Source organism: Sinorhizobium fredii USDA 257 (assembly GCF_000265205.3).
In the GTDB taxonomy this organism is placed as follows: Bacteria; Pseudomonadota; Alphaproteobacteria; order Rhizobiales; family Rhizobiaceae; genus Sinorhizobium; species Sinorhizobium fredii_B.
In genome coordinates this window covers 1,047,450-1,063,388 of the sequence record NC_018000.1, presented here as the reverse complement: position 1 = coordinate 1,063,388, position 15,939 = coordinate 1,047,450, and the positions used below count along the sequence as shown (strand labels likewise).

General features: G+C 62.5%; 15 protein-coding genes. 2 read left to right on the top strand and 13 right to left on the bottom strand.

Annotated elements, in window-relative coordinates:
• Positions 1–13: 13 nt before the first annotated feature.
• Entirely contained in the window at positions 14–931 is a 918-nt protein-coding gene (gene osmF / locus USDA257_RS04925; RefSeq protein ID WP_014761788.1) for a glycine betaine ABC transporter substrate-binding protein OsmF, read from the bottom strand.
• Positions 932–1,280: 349 nt separating this feature from the next.
• On the opposite strand from osmF, the gene USDA257_RS04920 reads away from it, so the two are divergent.
• Positions 1,281–1,742 (top strand): membrane protein, encoded by a 462-nt coding sequence (locus USDA257_RS04920; RefSeq protein WP_014761787.1) that lies wholly within the window; start codon positions 1,281–1,283, stop codon positions 1,740–1,742.
• A complete protein-coding gene (locus USDA257_RS04915) occupies positions 1,739–3,115 on the top strand; it encodes an FAD-containing oxidoreductase (RefSeq protein WP_014761786.1) in 1,377 nt (458 codons plus the stop codon). The genes USDA257_RS04920 and USDA257_RS04915 overlap by 4 nt, the downstream gene beginning before the upstream one ends.
• A 27-nt stretch (positions 3,116–3,142) precedes the next feature.
• On the opposite strand, the gene USDA257_RS04910 is transcribed toward USDA257_RS04915, so the two are convergent.
• The 12 genes from USDA257_RS04910 to deoC form a co-directional block, all read right to left on the bottom strand.
• The gene (locus USDA257_RS04910; protein ID WP_014761785.1) at positions 3,143–3,919 is read right to left on the bottom strand and encodes a sulfite exporter TauE/SafE family protein; all 777 of its coding nucleotides are present in this window, start codon (positions 3,917–3,919) and stop codon (positions 3,143–3,145) included.
• A gap of 349 nt (positions 3,920–4,268) precedes the next feature.
• A complete protein-coding gene (locus tag USDA257_RS04905; RefSeq protein WP_014761784.1) occupies positions 4,269–4,808 on the bottom strand; it encodes a hypothetical protein in 540 nt (179 codons plus the stop codon).
• A gap of 181 nt (positions 4,809–4,989) precedes the next feature.
• Positions 4,990–5,793 carry an arginine deiminase family protein gene (locus USDA257_RS04900; RefSeq protein WP_014761783.1) on the bottom strand — a complete coding sequence of 268 codons (804 nt, stop codon included), beginning with the start codon at positions 5,791–5,793 and terminating at the stop codon, positions 4,990–4,992.
• A 21-nt stretch (positions 5,794–5,814) separates the two neighbouring features.
• Entirely contained in the window at positions 5,815–6,243 is a 429-nt protein-coding gene (locus USDA257_RS04895) for an OsmC family protein (protein WP_014761782.1), read from the bottom strand.
• Between the two features lie 106 nt (positions 6,244–6,349).
• Positions 6,350–7,441, bottom strand: coding sequence for an ABC transporter ATP-binding protein (locus USDA257_RS04890; protein ID WP_041413918.1), 1,092 nt, complete (start codon positions 7,439–7,441; stop codon positions 6,350–6,352).
• Positions 7,442–7,560: 119 nt separating this feature from the next.
• Complete coding sequence (locus tag USDA257_RS04885) at positions 7,561–9,015, bottom strand: extracellular solute-binding protein (protein ID WP_014761780.1); 1,455 nt, start codon at positions 9,013–9,015, stop codon at positions 7,561–7,563.
• A gap of 50 nt (positions 9,016–9,065) precedes the next feature.
• Positions 9,066–10,094, bottom strand: coding sequence for a carbohydrate ABC transporter permease (locus USDA257_RS04880; RefSeq protein WP_014761779.1), 1,029 nt, complete (start codon positions 10,092–10,094; stop codon positions 9,066–9,068).
• The gene (locus tag USDA257_RS04875) at positions 10,091–10,966 is read right to left on the bottom strand and encodes a carbohydrate ABC transporter permease (protein ID WP_014761778.1); all 876 of its coding nucleotides are present in this window, start codon (positions 10,964–10,966) and stop codon (positions 10,091–10,093) included. The genes USDA257_RS04880 and USDA257_RS04875 overlap by 4 nt, the downstream gene beginning before the upstream one ends.
• The gene (gene rbsK, locus USDA257_RS04870; RefSeq protein ID WP_014761777.1) at positions 10,963–11,895 is read right to left on the bottom strand and encodes a ribokinase; all 933 of its coding nucleotides are present in this window, start codon (positions 11,893–11,895) and stop codon (positions 10,963–10,965) included. The genes USDA257_RS04875 and rbsK overlap by 4 nt, the downstream gene beginning before the upstream one ends.
• A gap of 34 nt (positions 11,896–11,929) precedes the next feature.
• Entirely contained in the window at positions 11,930–12,385 is a 456-nt protein-coding gene (locus tag USDA257_RS04865; protein WP_014761776.1) for an RbsD/FucU family protein, read from the bottom strand.
• Positions 12,386–12,511: 126 nt separating this feature from the next.
• A complete protein-coding gene (locus USDA257_RS04860; protein ID WP_014761775.1) occupies positions 12,512–14,896 on the bottom strand; it encodes an aldehyde dehydrogenase family protein in 2,385 nt (794 codons plus the stop codon).
• Between the two features lie 4 nt (positions 14,897–14,900).
• Positions 14,901–15,914 carry a deoxyribose-phosphate aldolase gene (deoC, locus tag USDA257_RS04855; RefSeq protein WP_014761774.1) on the bottom strand — a complete coding sequence of 338 codons (1,014 nt, stop codon included), beginning with the start codon at positions 15,912–15,914 and terminating at the stop codon, positions 14,901–14,903.
• Positions 15,915–15,939: the final 25 nt, after the last annotated feature.

Below are 15,939 nucleotides of genomic sequence, written 5' to 3'. Positions count from 1 at the left end.
CTTCCTTGTCAGCTTACTTCAGAAAGCCGTTCTTCTTCAAAAAGTCCTCGGCGACCGCTTTCGCCGGTTCGCCGCCGACCTGCACGCGGCCATTCAATTCCTGCAGCGTGACGAGATCGAGCTTTTCGAAGACGGGCTTCAAAAGGCTCTCGATCGTCGGATTCTCCTTCAGCGCCGCTTCCCGGATGATCGGCGTCGGCTGATAGACCGGCTGCACGTTCTTGTCGTCCTCGAGAACGACGAGACCGGAGGGTGCGATGCCGCCGTCTGTACCGTAGACCATCGCCGCATTGGCGCCATTCGTCTGGTTCGCAGCCGCCGCAATCGTCGCAGCCGTATCGCCGCCTGAGAGCGTGATCAGTTGCTCCGGCTTGAGGGTGAAGGCGTAGGCGGTCTGGAATGCGGGCAAGGCAGCGGCGGAATTCACGAACTCGGAGGACGCCGCCAGGATGACCTCGCCGCCGCCACTGACATATTTCCCGAAGTCGGAAAGCGTCTTGAGGCTATTCTTCTCGACCACCTCCTTGCGCAGCGCGATCGCCCAGGTGTTGTTGGCCGGCGATGCTGTCAGCCAAACGATCTTGTTGGCGTCGTAGTCGAGCTTCTTTGCCAGTTCATAGCCCTTGGCGGCATCCTTCCAGGCCGGATCGTCGGCCTTCTCGAAGAAGAAAGCGGCGTTGCCGGTATATTCGGGATAGATGTCGATTTCGCCGGCAGTGATCGCCTTGCGAACGACGGGAGTGGCGCCTAGCTGGACCCGGTCCGTGGTCTTGATGTTATTGGCATTCAGCACGGCGAGAATGATGTTGCCGAGAACGCCGCCCTCCGTGTCGATCTTGGAGGAAACCACGACGTCGGCCTTCGCCGCCGCGGAGGTCAGCGCAAAGGCAAGAGCGGTGCCGATAAGTGTCTTCATCAGGGTCAGGCGCATGATTGTCTCCCTCAATTGATCCCGCGGCCGTCACGGCTCTCCGCTGCGTCCGGTTAGAGCATCCATATATGTCAGGGTTCAGCAAAGAACAGAGCAACGGACTCGTAGGAACTTATGGTTGAACTTCGGGATGCCTGAGGTCAAGCTACGTACTACCGGGTTGCAATCAAAGCGGAAGTCGGCCACTCTTCCGTTGGGTCCGCCTCACAGCGCGCAGTCCTCAGGGCCCACGATAGTCGATCGCCACTATTTCATTTTAGAATGCCAGCATATCCGAGGCGGCCGCAAGCCAGTCGCGTTTTCGCGGCAGCCGCCCGCGCAGTCCTTGAAATGCCGTTCGGGGGGTGGGATGTCCGTCTATATTCTTGCGCTTCTGATCGGCGTGGTAGCGGGCTTGCGGGTGATGACCGCGCCGGCGGCCGTCAGCTTCGCCGCGGCGGCCGGCTGGTTGCCCGCTGCCAACAGTTGGGCCGCCTTTGTGGGTTACCGCTTCACGCCTTACATTTTCGGCGTGTTGGCGCTCGTAGAATACGTCACCGACCAACTGCCGAGCACGCCGAGCCGCAAGGTTCCGCAGCAATTCGGCGCGCGTATCGTCAGCGGCGGTTTCTGCGGCGCGGTGATCGGCACTGCAAGTGGCTCTTTGGTCGGCGGCGCCGTTGCCGGAGGCATAGGTGCGATCATCGGTACGCTCGGCGGTTATGAAGGGCGCAAGCGGCTCGTTACGGCGATCGGCGGCAAGGACCTGCCGATCGCCCTCCTCGAAGACCTTGTTGCCATTCTGCTGGCGCTCTGGGTGGTGTCATCATGAGCAAGCATTTCGACACGATCATCATCGGCGCCGGCCAGGCCGGACCGTCGCTCGCCGGACGGTTGACGGATGCCGGCAAATCCGTAGCGCTCGTCGAGCGTAAGCTCTTCGGCGGCACCTGCGTCAACACCGGCTGCATGCCGACCAAGGCCATGGTCGCGAGCGCCTACGCCATCCACACGGCGCGCCGCGGCGCCGAATACGGCATGACGACCGGCCCCATTTCCGTCGATTTCGCCCGGGTGATGGCGCGCAAGCAAAAGGTGACGCTCGATTCTCGTGCGGGCGTCGAGTCCTGGCTTAAGGGCATGAAGAACTGCACCGTGCTGGAGGGCCATGCGCGCTTCGAGGGCCCGACCGACATCCGCGTCGGCGAACAGCTGATTTCCGGCGAGCAGATCTTTCTCAACGTGGGCGGGCGCGCGGCGATCCCCGATTTTCCGGGTGTCAGCGAGGTGCCCTATCTCACCAATAGCTCGATCATGGATCTCGACCACCTGCCCAGGCATCTGCTCATCGTCGGCGGCAGCTATATCGGGCTCGAATTCGCGCAGATATTCCGTCGCTTCGGTTCCGAGGTCACCGTCATTGAAAAGGGGCCGCGCCTGATCGCGCGGGAAGACCCCGACGTCTCCGATGCAATCCGTGCCATCCTCGAGAAGGAAGGCATTCATATACGCCTCAACGCTGAATGCATCCGCTTCGCCAAGCATGCCGATGGCGTCGCAGCGGGCGTCGACTGCACGTCGGGAGCCCCGGAGGTCATCGGCTCCGATGTGCTGCTTGCCACCGGACGGCGACCTAACACGGACGATCTCGGGCTCAGCAGGGCCGGCGTGAAGACCGACGCGCGCGGCTACGTGGAGGTCGATGATTTCCTGCGCACCAACGTGCCGCACATTTTCGCCATGGGCGACTGCAACGGCCGGGGTGCCTTCACCCATACGTCCTACAATGATTTCGAAATTGTTGCCGCGAACCTCATCGACAATGACCCGCGCCGGGTCAGCGACCGCATCCAGACCTATGCGCTCTATATCGATCCGCCGCTCGGTCGCGCCGGCATGACCGAGACCGAGGCGCGCAAGAGCGGCCGCAAGCTGCTGATCGGCACAAGGCCGATGACGCGCGTCGGCCGCGCCGTCGAGAAGGGCGAGACGCTAGGCTTCATGAAGGTGCTCGTTGACGCCGATACGAAGGACATACTCGGCGCCTCGATCCTCGGCACGGGCGGCGACGAGGCCATCCAGAGCATCCTCGACGTGATGTATGCGAAGAGACCCTATACGACGATCAGCCGCGCCATGCATATTCATCCGACGGTTTCGGAACTGATCCCGACAGTCTTTGGAGATCTTACGCCTGCGACGTAGTTCGAGGACTGTCCTTGTCTACACTTCTCACAGCAATCCAGTCAGCTCGAGCGTCTGGTAGCCGGCCAGAAGCGTGATCAGCGATCCGACAAGCCGCAGGAGTGTCTTTTCCTTTAAGGCTTTGACCATCCATCCCGCCAGCGGCGCCGCCAAAACGCCTCCGATGATCAGACCGCCGACGGATGTCAGGTGATCGCCGAATTCGCCGGCTTCCTCCCAGTGGCCGGTTACAATCGTGGCGAGGAAGCTCAGCGACACCGAAAGTGCAATCAGGAACTCGCTCGCATTGACGGTGCCGATCACAAAACGCGGCTGTCCGCCCGCGCCGAGCAGGCCGGTGGTGGCAACAGGACCCCAGCCGCCTCCACCTGCGGCATCCAGAAAGCCGGCGGTTGCGCCCAGGGGCGCGACAACTCTCATTTTCACTGGATTCGTCGGAATTCGATGAAACGACCGATATAACAGCCAGCTCCCAATAATTGCGAGATAGGCTGTGACGAATGGCTTGACCTGATCTCCGTCAAACGAGGTGAGTACGAAGGCGCCCAGGATCCCACCACCGACGCCAAAGGGGACGAGCCGCCGAAACAACTTCCAGTCGATGTTGCGATGATAGAGATGGGCCGAGCCGGAGGCGGCAGTGGTGAACAATTCCGCGGCATGAGCTGAAGCCGATGCTTGCGCCGGCGGCACGCCGAAGGTGAGGAGCACCGTCGAAGAGATCACGCCATAGGCCATTCCGAGAGCGCCATCGACCGCCTGGGCCAGAAACCCGACCGCCGCGAACAGTAGGAAGTCTTCCATAGGAGGCTCCGCACATGATTCGTTTAGCCATCGCACATAACGAAGCCTCGCGTGTGCACTGACACGGAGGCCTTGGTCGCTCACAGGGCCGTGTTCATGTGCCCTCAGGTCCGCAGGTAAACGGAACATGGATCGGGCTTGTTCCGCGCGTTCGGCGCAATCGGGGCGTGCTCTCTCAAAACTGCAAGCTATCGAAACGATGCCGCACCCGGACCCAGCTGTCGATATGTCAGCACTGAAAACAAGCTCTTGGCCGGCCGCACGTTTGGTTTAGTTCGTGCTGTCGGACCTGTTCCCGGGGCAGGCGATTTGTGGATCTTCGGCGATGCGCTCGACGTTTTCGCTTTCGCTATTTCACGGGTATCATGAGGTGGGCGTAGGGAGTGCCCGCCCACATCACATACGGCTTCGACGTGTCCGGCTTGGGGTCCGTCGGATAGCCTTGCATCATGTCCATCGCATTGACGATCATGACATGCGGGCCGGTTTCCACCCAGTTGTTGCCCTCTTCGGGCTTTGTCGCATAGGGATCGGTGTTGCTTGCGTCGGTGCCGCCGGCAAGCATGTACAGAAAGCCTATCTTGCCTTTCGGAGGCTCCTTTTTCTGGATCCATGCCATAGCCCATTCCATCGCATTGGCATCGCCGCACATCGGGTCGGGGCCTGGCGTAACCGGGTTATCCGGCATGCACCAGAAACCACTGGTGCCCTCCCTCACGGTGCGCATGGTACCCTTCTCATCCATGGCGTGGATCGCAGCGCCGCTTGCTACTGCAGCGGGGGCCGCGGATTCAGCGCTCTTGATCAATGCCGCGTCGTCTGCGGCTTCTGCCGTTGCAACGAAACTGCTCGCCGCCAAAAGGGCAGCGGCCGTCAGAGCCCGTTTCATGACCGTTCTCCCGTATCGAGTTCCTGGTTCTCATGGTATCGGCCTGCGGCTGTTCCAGCCGTATTGGCGGCCGTTAAAATGATAACAGATCGGGTGCACCCGGACAATTAAGCAGGTCGCACTGTCGAGACTTTGCGCTCGCGACGACCGGCACTGCTCGTTGCCCTATGCGGCACGGAATTCATTCGCCTTTTCCGCTGCTGAACCACCTCAGCGACATGCAGGAAAGCCCGGCGTCTATTTTGCCGATCTCCGTCGTCTTCAAGGGCACGGCCTTGTAGCCGGCCTTGTCGAGCATCTCGATCGTACGCGGGAAATCGGCGCCGACCATCACCACATCGTTGACCCGCAGCGCATTGGCGGCCGGCTCCTCGCCCTCCGGGATGATCATCTGCCTGAATTTCCGGAAGACGCCGGCTCGCGCCAGACGACTGGTGGAAAGGATCGTTTCGTCGTCGAGCAGCGAGCAATCGGTCTTGAAGTGGAGAACCCCGTCAGGTGTGGCGACCACCTCGCTCTTGCGGCCGAGCCTGTCGAGGCAGGTCCGCAGCGCCTCGGCGCCTGCCCTGTCGGTGCGGGCCGAAAGGCCGATCATCACGCTTTCCCCTGTTGTCAGCACGTCGCCACCGTCGGCGTAGCCCACCGGCAGATCGAGGACCGTGTCGAACATCTCGCGCAGCGTCGGCGCGATTTCCTCGGTTTCCTTTATGCGCGTGGCCGCACCCGGGCGCAGAACAATCGCACCCTCGGTGAAGACGAGCGCCGGGTCTTCGACGAAGATCGAATCCGGGAAGGCCTCGAGCGGCGGTAGCACCGTTGTCTTCACGCCGGCTTGGCGCATTGCCTCCAGATAGGCATCGTGCTCGGCCTTGACGCCCTCATAGGTCGGGCTGCCGCGATCCTCCGCGCGCAGGCCATCGACGACGGATCGCGAAGGGGTGCGCGCGATGATGGAATTGAAATGGTAGACCGGACGCGATGTCATCGAGAACCTGTTCCCTCCAAGTTAACCGGAGACCTTGCTTGCGAATTCCGGATGGCCGCGCAACGTATTGCTGACCGTGCAGATCTCGGCTTCCGCCGCTTCGGCAATAGCGTGCCGTACCGCGTCGTCGAAGTCGCCCCTGATGACGAATTCGATATCGAAGCGGGCGACCCGTGACGGCTCGTCATGCGCCTTTTTGCCGGTCACCTTTGCGGAAATCTCGACGAGCCTGTCGAGCACGCCGAAGCGGCTTGCGGCAATTCGCGCACTGAGCACCAAGCAGCTTGCCAGAGACGCGTAGAGAAGGTCGAGCGGGCCAAATCCGGCTTGCGATGGGCTTGTGACGATGTCGAGCGCACCGCCGGTGACCGAGGTCACACGCGGAAACCCGGTCCGCCCGCCGACCGCCGTCGCGCCCGCTTCCCTCGTCTTCACTCTAAACTCGGCCATCGGGCGCTTCCTCATCACCTGTAGCGAAGGCAATATTTCAGCATTTTCGGGATTCGGCCATGGAGCACGATCGAACTGAGGACGGCGTGTCGGGTGTGGGCACCGTTCACCGCCCGACGGCTTCTCCCGTATTCTTCAGGAAGAAATGGACCTTAGCCATGTCGATCGGCACTTCGATCACGTCGTCCGGCGAAATGCGCGCCGCAGCGTGCACCTGCGCGGTGAACGATGCCGATCCCGCCTTTCCGATCACCAGCGTGTGCGGACCGAGCGGCTCGATATCGCGCACCTGCAGCTTGATCCGCGGAAGAGCTGCATCGGTCGCAATCGTATGTTCGGGCCGAATGCCGAGCACGACCGCCTCGCCGATATGGGCGCCAAGTTTCTGGGCCCGCTCGTCCGGAAGCTGAAAGGCGACATCGCCGGGCGCCCGGAACATGAGCCCTGCATCGCCGCGTTCGAGAATGCCTTCGATGAAATTCATGCTTGGTGCGCCGATGAAGGCGGCAACGAAAAGATTGGCAGGCGCCTCATAAAGGGTGATCGGATCGGCAGCCTGTTCGATGCGCCCCTGGTTCATCACCACGACACGGTCCGCCATGGTCATCGCTTCGACCTGATCATGCGTCACATAGACGGCAGTGGTCTGGAGCCGCCGATGCAGAAGCTTGATCTCGGTTCGCATTTCGATCCTGAGCTTCGCGTCGAGGTTCGAAAGCGGCTCGTCGAAGAGGAACACGTCAGGCTGACGGACGATCGCCCGACCGATCGCGACGCGCTGTCTTTGGCCACCGGAAAGGGCGCTGGGCTTGCGGCTAAGATAGGCGCCGAGGTTCAGGATGCGGGCGGCCTCCGCCACGGATGTTTCGATGTCGCTCTTCGGCGTGCCGCGTACCTTCATGCCGTAGCCGATGTTCTCGGCGACCGTCATATGCGGATAGAGGGCGTAGTTCTGGAACACCATCGAGCAGTTGCGCAGGCCTGGACGCAGATCGGTGACATCCCGCTCGCCAATCCGGATCGTGCCGGAAGACGCGGTTTCCAACCCGGCAATCATTCGCAGCGTCGTCGTCTTGCCGCAGCCGGACGGACCGACGAGAACGACGAACTCGCGGTCGGCGATCGAAAGATCGAGCGGCGGAATGACCGCAACGCTGCCGAAGGATTTGGTAACTTGTTCCAGGCGGACCTGCGACATTCGAATGCCTTTCTCGAGACCCCATGGCCAAAGCCGGGAATGCACTGCGAAAGAGAGGCGCCGGCTGCCCGACGCCTATGCGATGCCCGCTCCGGATGGCCGGAGCGGGCATCGATCACTTATTTCTGCGGCAGGCCCATCGACGAGCGATAGGCGGCAAGCTGCTTGTCGCGACCGAACTCGTCGGTCAGCTTGTTCCATTGCTCGGCCACCGTATCGAGCGCCTGCTGCGGCGTCACCTGACCGGCAAGTGCCTTGGAGAGTTCGATCTCGAGTACCTCGGTATAGGAGAAGTAACCGGGCAGCCGCATGTCGAGAGCGATATTCTTGGCAGTAACCGCGTCCTTCTGCGCGCCGAGATACTCCTTCGCTTCGCGCTCCGAGAAGATCTTCGACCAGAGTTCGAGATTGGTGGTGTGCGAAAGTCGGTACGGATTGACACCCGTACCGCCGGTAATGGCCGCCTGCGCCGAGACCTCGGGGCTTGTCAGATACTGGATATAGTTCCAGGCGGCTTCCTGCTTCGTGGAGGAGCTCGGCACGGCTGCCTGCCACCCGCCGAACGCCATGAAGGACGTCTGCACGACCTGATCAAACTTGTCCCACTTCTTGGTCTTGTAATTATAGATCTCATCCGCGCCGGGCAGCGGCGCCGATCCCACCTTTCCGGCAACCTTCGACTGTTTTGGGTCGGCGGCAATGACGCCGGTGTCGCCCCAGCCGATCGATTCAGCGACCTGTCCGCCGGCAAAGGCGGCGTTCACCTCGCCGAAGGAGAAGTTGAGCGCATTCGGCGGCGCGAGCTTCGAGGCGCGGATATATTCCTCCAGGCCGCGCACCCAGCCGGGATTGTTGACCTGCGCATCCATCGTATCCGGGTCGAAGAACATGCCGCCCGGGTTATCCGGATGGCTGGTATAGCCGGCCACATGGCTGAACAGGAACCAGAACTGCTGGCCGCCACGGCGGAAGGCTTCCGCAGTGCCCCAGAGGTTGTTCGCCGGCTGGTTGAAGAACTCGGCGATGTCGAGATATTGCTTCCAGGTCTTGGCCGGCGCCAGGTCGTAGCCGTATTTCTCCTTGAAGGCCTTCTGGTTGTCGGCGTTCTCGAAAAGGTCGATGCGATAGGTGTAGGTATGGGCATCGCCGTCCATGGTCTGCGACAGGACCTTGCCGTTCCAGACCATCAACTGTTCGCGGTAAACCGGCGCGATGTCTTCCCAGGCGGAGCCCTGCCGCAACTCCGCCGGCATTTCGGCGAGGAAATCGGTGAAATCCGGCGCCCAGGCAGGCGCGAAGGCGATGACGTCGAAGGCGTCCTCGCCAGCGGTCAACGAGGTCACGATCTTCGGATAGAGCTCGGACCAGGGGAACTCCACGACTTTTACCTTGCCGCAGGTCTTCTCCTCCCAACCCTTGGCGGCAATCTGAAGCGCGGAAGCGATATAGGGACCGGTCTGCGTGGTGGCGGTGAGTTCCACGCCGCTGAAGTCCGGGTCGCAGGCAAAGGCAGTTCCGTTGGCCGCCGCGGTCAAGAGACCGGCAGCAGTCGATGCGAGCAGAAGTTTCCTCATTTTTTCCTCCCTCTGAGTGAACCTTGCAAAAATCTAGAAAAAGCACGCAGTCACTTGATCGCTCCCAGGAGCAGGCCCGACCGCATTAACCTGCTCAAGATTCCGGCCATGATCATCATCGGGATGATCGCGACAAGTGCGGCGGCCGATATGGACCACCACTCGTCGCCGCGCTGGCTGTTTTGCCCGGCGACCAGGATCGGTAGCGTCTGCCATTTCGAACTCGTCAGGAAGAGCGCGAAGAGGAACTCGTTCCAGACGAAGGCGAGCGTGATCATGAAGGTCGCGATGAGGCCCGGTTTCGACATCGGCAAGACGATGCCGAAGAAGATCCGCCAGGACGGCACGTTGTCGACCATCGCCGCCTCCTCCACCTCGATCGGCAGCGCCTCGAAGAAATCGCGCATCAGCCAGACGACGATCGGCAGCGAGAAGGCGATATAGGCGAAGGTCAGCCCGATATAGCTGTCGACGAGCTTGAAGCCGAGCTTTCCGACTTCCGTGTACATGAGATAGAGCGCGAAGGCGGCGACGATCGGCGGAAACATGCGCTGGCTCACGAACCAGAAGACGATGTCGTTGTTGCCAAGTTCGGGCCCCGGCAGGCGGAAGCGGCTGGAGATCACCGCGAGAGCGAGCGCGGCGATGAACGAATAGATCAGCGAAATTCCCTGGCCGAAGCCGAGTGCGTATTGCCCCAACAGAAAACCGCCGAAGGCGACGACCACGAAGATGAGGGCAGAAAGCAGCCGAAAACGAAAGGTGAAGCGGACGAGCGCGTAGGCGGCCATGGCGCCGATGCCGGTCGCAAGCACCGCAGCCGAGAGGCTGACGATCAGGGAGGCGACGAAGGTGTTGTAGAAGGCGCCGCGCGCGCCGGAGACGAGCTCGTTCCAGGCGGTAAGCGTCGGTTCGAAATCGACGAACGGCAGATAGGTCGGCCCCCCGACAACGGCAAGCGGCGTCTTGAACGACGTTATCGCCACCCAATAGAGCGGAAACAATGTGAAGGCGAGCCAGAGCAAACAGCCGCCGAGTGCCAGCCAACGCCGCTTTCCCTTGAGAGTGCGCACGCTCATTTGTGCTTCTCCAGATAGGGCTTGAGCACCGCCAGATAGACGAGGCCGATCACCGTGATGAAGATCAGAAAGAGGAAGGACAGGGCCGACGTGTAGCCGAGGTTGAACTTCTTGAAGCCTTCCTGATAGGCGAACAGCGTCAGTGTCTCTGTCGACACGCCCGGGCCGCCGCCGGTCATGACAAAGACCGTGTCCATGATCTTGTAGCTCTCGATAAGCCGGATGAAAACGACGGCGGCCGAGATCGGCAGCAGCATCGGAAAGGTGATGTCGCGGAACTGCTGCCAGGGCGTGGCGTTCTCGAGTGCCGCTGCCTCGTAGACATCGTCAGGCAGGGTTTGCAGTCCTGCCAGCAGCATCAGGATGACGAAGGGCGTCCATTGCCAGACCTCGACCACGATGATCGAGCCGAGCGCCCAGCTTGTCCGGGTCAGGAATGGGAGGTTGGGAAAGCCGAAGAGCGTCATGAACTCATTCAACGGCCCCATGGTCGGATTGAGGATCTGGCGCGCGACGAGCGCAACGGCGACCGGGGCAACGAGCATCGGCAGCAGAAAGCCCACCCGGAAAATCCCCTCGCCCGGCACGCGGGAATTCAGCGCCAGCGCTACGGAAAGGCCGATCACATATTGCAGCCCGACGGAAACGATGGCGATCAGCGTTGTCGTGCCGGCAACGTGCCAGAAGCGCGGGTTGGAAAGCAGGTCGGCATAGTTGCCGAAGCCGACGAAGCGAGCCGGCATCGGCGGCACGAGCCGCATGCTCATGAAGCTCGTCGTCAGCGAATAGACGAGCGGAAAGATCGAGATCAGCAGAACGATGATCAGTGCCGGCCAGATGAAGAAATGCTTGATCGGGTCGTTGCGGGTCATGCCGCGGCTCCCCGTGCGAGCAGCGCCTCGATTTCCTCAAGCTTCGGCATTGCCGGGGCCGTTCCGCGGCGCGTGACCGCGATGCCGGCCGTCGCGCAGCCGAACCGCACCGCCTCGACTGGCGAGAGCCCTCGGGCCAGCGCGGCCGAAAAGCCGCCGACGAAAGCGTCCCCCGCACCGGTGGTGTCGATCACCGGACCGCTGGCGACTGCGGGAACGAGCACCGACTGACTGTCGGTGTGGTAGAGCACGCCACGCTCGCCAAGCGTGATCAGCGCCGTCTTCGCACCCTTTTTCAAAAGCACGTCCCCGGCGCGACGGGCATCGTCGGGCGTCGGCAGCGCAAAGCCGACAAGCGCTGCCGCTTCCGTTTCGTTCGGGACGATGTAGTCGCAGAGCGGATAGATGCTTTCCGGAAAGGGTTCGGCCGGCGCCGGGTTGAACACGGTCGTGACGCCTGCCGCATGGGCGATCCCAAGCGCATTTTCGGCGGCGGCCGCCGGCTGTTCGAGCTGGGTCACGAAGACGCGCGAATTCTCGATCGTTTCACGGGCGGCTTCCACATCTTGGACATCGATCGAGCCGGCAGCGCCTGGATAGACGATGATGGCATTCTCGCCGTTCTCGTCGTTGACATAGATAAAGGCCGCACCGGTCGGCAGATTGTCCATCTGGAGGATCTTCGGCGTCACGCCCGCCTCGGCATAGGTTTTCAGCGCCATCTCGCCGAACGTGTCGCGCCCGAGCCTCGAGATGAACGAGACCTGGCTGCCGGCCCGCGCCGCCGCCACCGCCTGGTTCGAGCCCTTGCCGCCGGGTCCGACGGAGAAGCCGCTGCCGGTGATCGTCTCTCCGATCCGCGGCATGCGGGACGCCAGATAGGCCGTATCCGCCACGAAGATCCCGAGGATCGAAACGCCTGTCTTCATGCTGAGCCTCCTCCCTCAAAAAACCGCTGGTGTTTCAGGCAGTTTCCGGAGGAATGACACCCTTGGTGAACAGGAAGCAGCCGTAGAAGCGCGTCTCACCGGTGGTGATGACGCAATAGGCGTTCTTTGCTTCCTCGTAGAAAGCGAAGCGTTCGATGCCGTACATTGGCGCCGGCCGGCCCTCGGCACGATCGATCTCGGCCTGGACCTCGCGTTGAACTGCCGGAATCTCGTCCGGCGCACCCATGATTTCCATGCGTCCGGCCGATGGCTGGAGCGGCGTGTCTAGCGGCAGCACCGAAAGTACCGCCTTGACGGCGCGCGCGGCGGAGACGTTGTCGATGTGGAGGAGTTTGCCGAGCCGCGTCTGCCGGGCAATCGCGTCGGAGGGGAAGTTGGTGTCGGAGATCACCAGCGTGTCACCATGCCCCATAGATCGGAGCGCGTGCAGCACGTCCGCATTGAGCGCCGGGTCAATATTCTTGAGCATGTCAGTCTTCCTCCAAAGCACCAATTCGACGACCGCCCGACGGCGTGATCCCGCCAGCGACTCTCATTCATGCAAATGCTTCCTCTACGCCGGCCGGCTCCCCGCCGGACGGTATGCGCGGATCCCTCACTCGCCGTAGGGGATCCAGATGTTCTTGACGTCGATTGCCCGCCGCAGGAACGGCTGCCCTTCGGCTGCCGAACGGTCCAACCAGTCGATGGCCTTGCCGTAGTCGACGAAGGTGCGTTTCAGATTGCCGACCGACAGCTTCTCGACCAGCGTCGACAGGTCCGCCGTGCCGAAGGCCCAGAGTGCGTCGACGTCGTTATGGGCGGCGAGCGTCTTGGCAAGTTCCGTCGCCGAGCCGGTGACGATGTTGACGACGCCGGCTGGAACGTCGGAGGTTTCCAGCACCGAATAGAAATCCGTGGCGGCAAGCGGATGCGGCTCGCTCGGAACGGCAACGACGCGATTGCCAACGGCAATCAGCGGCGCGACGAGGCTGAGGAAACCGAGCAGCGGTGCCTCCGGCGGGCAGATCACTCCGACGACGCCCTGCGGCTCCGGCATGGCAAGTGCGACGCCGCGCAAGGGCGGCTGGTGCACGACGCCTTCGTATTTGTCCGCCCAGGCGCCATAGCTGAAGAGACGGGCGATCGAAGCTTCGACCTCGGCCTTCGCATTGGCCGCCGAGACGCCGGTCATTGCGCCGATGCGGTCGGCAAATTCCGCCGCCCGGCCGCTCAGGTTCTCGGCAATGTAATAGAGGATCTGCGCGCGATTGTGCGTCGTTGCCGACGACCAGCTCGACGCCGCCTGCGCCGCGACCACGGCGTTGCGGATGTCCTTGCGGTTGCCCTCGCCGACCTCGCCGAGCACCTTGCCCTTCGGCGACAGGATTTGGCGCGAGTAGTTTCCATCGGGCCGGGCCTGCTTGCCGCCGATGAAGAGCTTGGCGGTGCGGTCGAGCGATGGCAGCGCGAAATCGCTCGCAACCGGCTTGAGCACCGGCGCACTCGGTTCCGCCCGGAGCTTGCGTCCCAGCCAGGCCTTGGGCTTCAGATATTCGTAGCAGCCTTCCCTGCCGCCTTCGCGGCCGAAGCCGGATTCGCGTTTTCCGCCGAAGCCGCTCGAAGCGTCGAAAAGATTGGTGGCATTGACCCAGACGACGCCGGTGGCGAGCTTTGCCGCGACATGCAGGGCGAGACCGATCGTCTCGCTCCAGACGCTGGCTGCAAGGCCATAGCGGGAATGGTTGGCGAGTTGGATCGCCTCTTGCGGGGTGCGGAAGGTCATCGACACGGCGACCGGTCCAAAAATTTCCTCCGTGGCGACGACGGAGGTCGGCTGCACTGCAGTCAGAAGCGTCGGCGGATAGAAGCTGCCGCCCTTGGGCAGCTCGATCGGCGGCTGGTAAAGTGCCGCCCCTTCCGTCACACCCTGGCTGACCAGGCTTTGGATCCGCTGCAATTGCACCGGGGCGACGATCGCAGCCATGTCGATCGCCTTGTCGAGCGGATGGCCGACCCGCAACGTCCCCATGCGCCGCTTCAGGCGTTCGTGAAACCGCGGTGCCACGCCTTCCTGGACGAGCACACGCGACCCGGCGCAGCAGACCTGGCCCTGGTTAAACCAGATCGCATCCACCACGCCTTCTACCGCCGCGTCGATATCGGCGTCGTCGAAGACAATGAAGGGCGACTTGCCGCCGAGTTCGAGCGTCAGCGATTTGCCGGTCCCTGCAGTCTTTTCACGGATCAGGCGGCCGACCTCGGTCGAGCCGGTGAAGGCGATCTTGTCTATGTCGTCGTGCTCGACGATCAGCGCACCCGTCTCGCCCTCCCCGGTCACCACGTTGAGGACGCCCGGCGGCAGCCCGGCAGCAGTGGCAAGCTCGGCGAAAAGAAGCGCCGTCAGCGGCGTGAACTCCGCAGGCTTCAGAATGACCGTATTGCCAAGCGCCAGCGCCGGCGCCACTTTCCAGGCGAGCATCAGGAAGGGGAAGTTCCAGGGGATGACCTGGCCGACGACGCCGACCGGCACCTGTTCTGCGAACTCTGTTTCCTGGAGCTGTGCCCAGCCGGCGTGGTGGTAGAAATGACGAGCGGCAAGTGGAATGTCGATATCGCGCGTCTCGCGGATCGGCTTGCCGTTGTCGAGCGCTTCGACCACGGCGATCAGCCGGGCGTGACGCTGGATCATGCGCGCCAGCGCATAGAGATGCCTTGCCCGGGTATGGCCGGAGAGCTTCGCCCAGGGACCTTGCGCCTTGCGGGCCGCGGCCACGGCGGCGTTGACATCCTCGCGACCGCCGAGCGCGATCTTCGCCAGCAGAGCACCGGTCGCCGGTTCGAAACTGTCGAATGTCTTTCCTGACACAGAGGCGACGAATCCGCCGTTGATGAAGTGCCCGAACGCGCCCTTGTGGCGGGCGAGCCATTGGCGCGCCTCGTTATCGCCTTCAGGTGCGGGGCCATATGACATTTCGTCGAAAAACCTGGCGACGCTCATCGGATTATCCTATCGGGTGTCTGTTGAGGGCCGAGTAGGCGCCGCTGACGTGATGTTCGAGCTGGCGTTCGATGTCTGCCAACAGGCTCGACGCCCCGATGCGGAAGAGATCCGGCTCGAGCCATTCGCGGCCGAGCTCTTCCTTCATGAGGAACTGGTAGTTCAGCACGTCTTTTGCCCCCGAAATACCGCCGGCGGGCTTGTAGCCGACCTTGATGCCTGTCCGCTCCTGGTAGGCTCGGATCATCCTGAGCATGACGAGGGTGACGAGCAGCGTCGCGTTGACGCCCTCCTTGCCGGTCGAGGTCTTGATGAAGTCGGCGCCGGCCATCATGCAGACGAGCGAGGCGCGGGCGACATTGCGCAAGGTCTTGAGATCGCCGGTCGCGAGGATCGCCTTCACATGCGCATCGCCGCAGGCATCGCGGAAATCGCGCATCTCGTCATAGAGCGCCTGCCAGTTGCCGGTCAGCACATGCTCGCGCGTAATGACGATGTCGATTTCCCTGGCGCCGTCGGCGACGGAAGCCTCGATTTCCTTCAGCTTGACGTCATGCCGAATGAGACCTGCCGGGAAGCCGGTGGAAACCGCAGCCACCGGAATTCCGGACCCCTCGAGCGCGTCGACCGCCGTCGACACGAAACGGTGATAGACACAGATGGCACCGGTGGTGATGTCGCGATCGCCCATGCCGAGCGCGTCGAGAAGATCCTGGCGCACCGGCCGGCGCGCCTTGGCGCAGAGGCGTTTAACGCGCTCCGTCGTATCGTCGCCATTGAGCGTCGTCAGATCGATGCAGGTGACCGCCTTCAAGAGCCAAGCGGCCTGCGCATCCTTTTTCACGGTCCGGCGACCCGGCAGCGTCGCGACCCGCCGCTCGGCGGCGGAAAGATTGACGCGCTGATCGAGCACCCAGGAAAGGTCGAGATCGACACCGTCGTTGCGCGGCCAGTTGTGACCGGCGCCAGCGGGTTGGGCAGAAACTGCCGACACCCCGTTCACAGCAAGGTCTTCCAAGCGACTACTCCTCGATTTCTCCCTG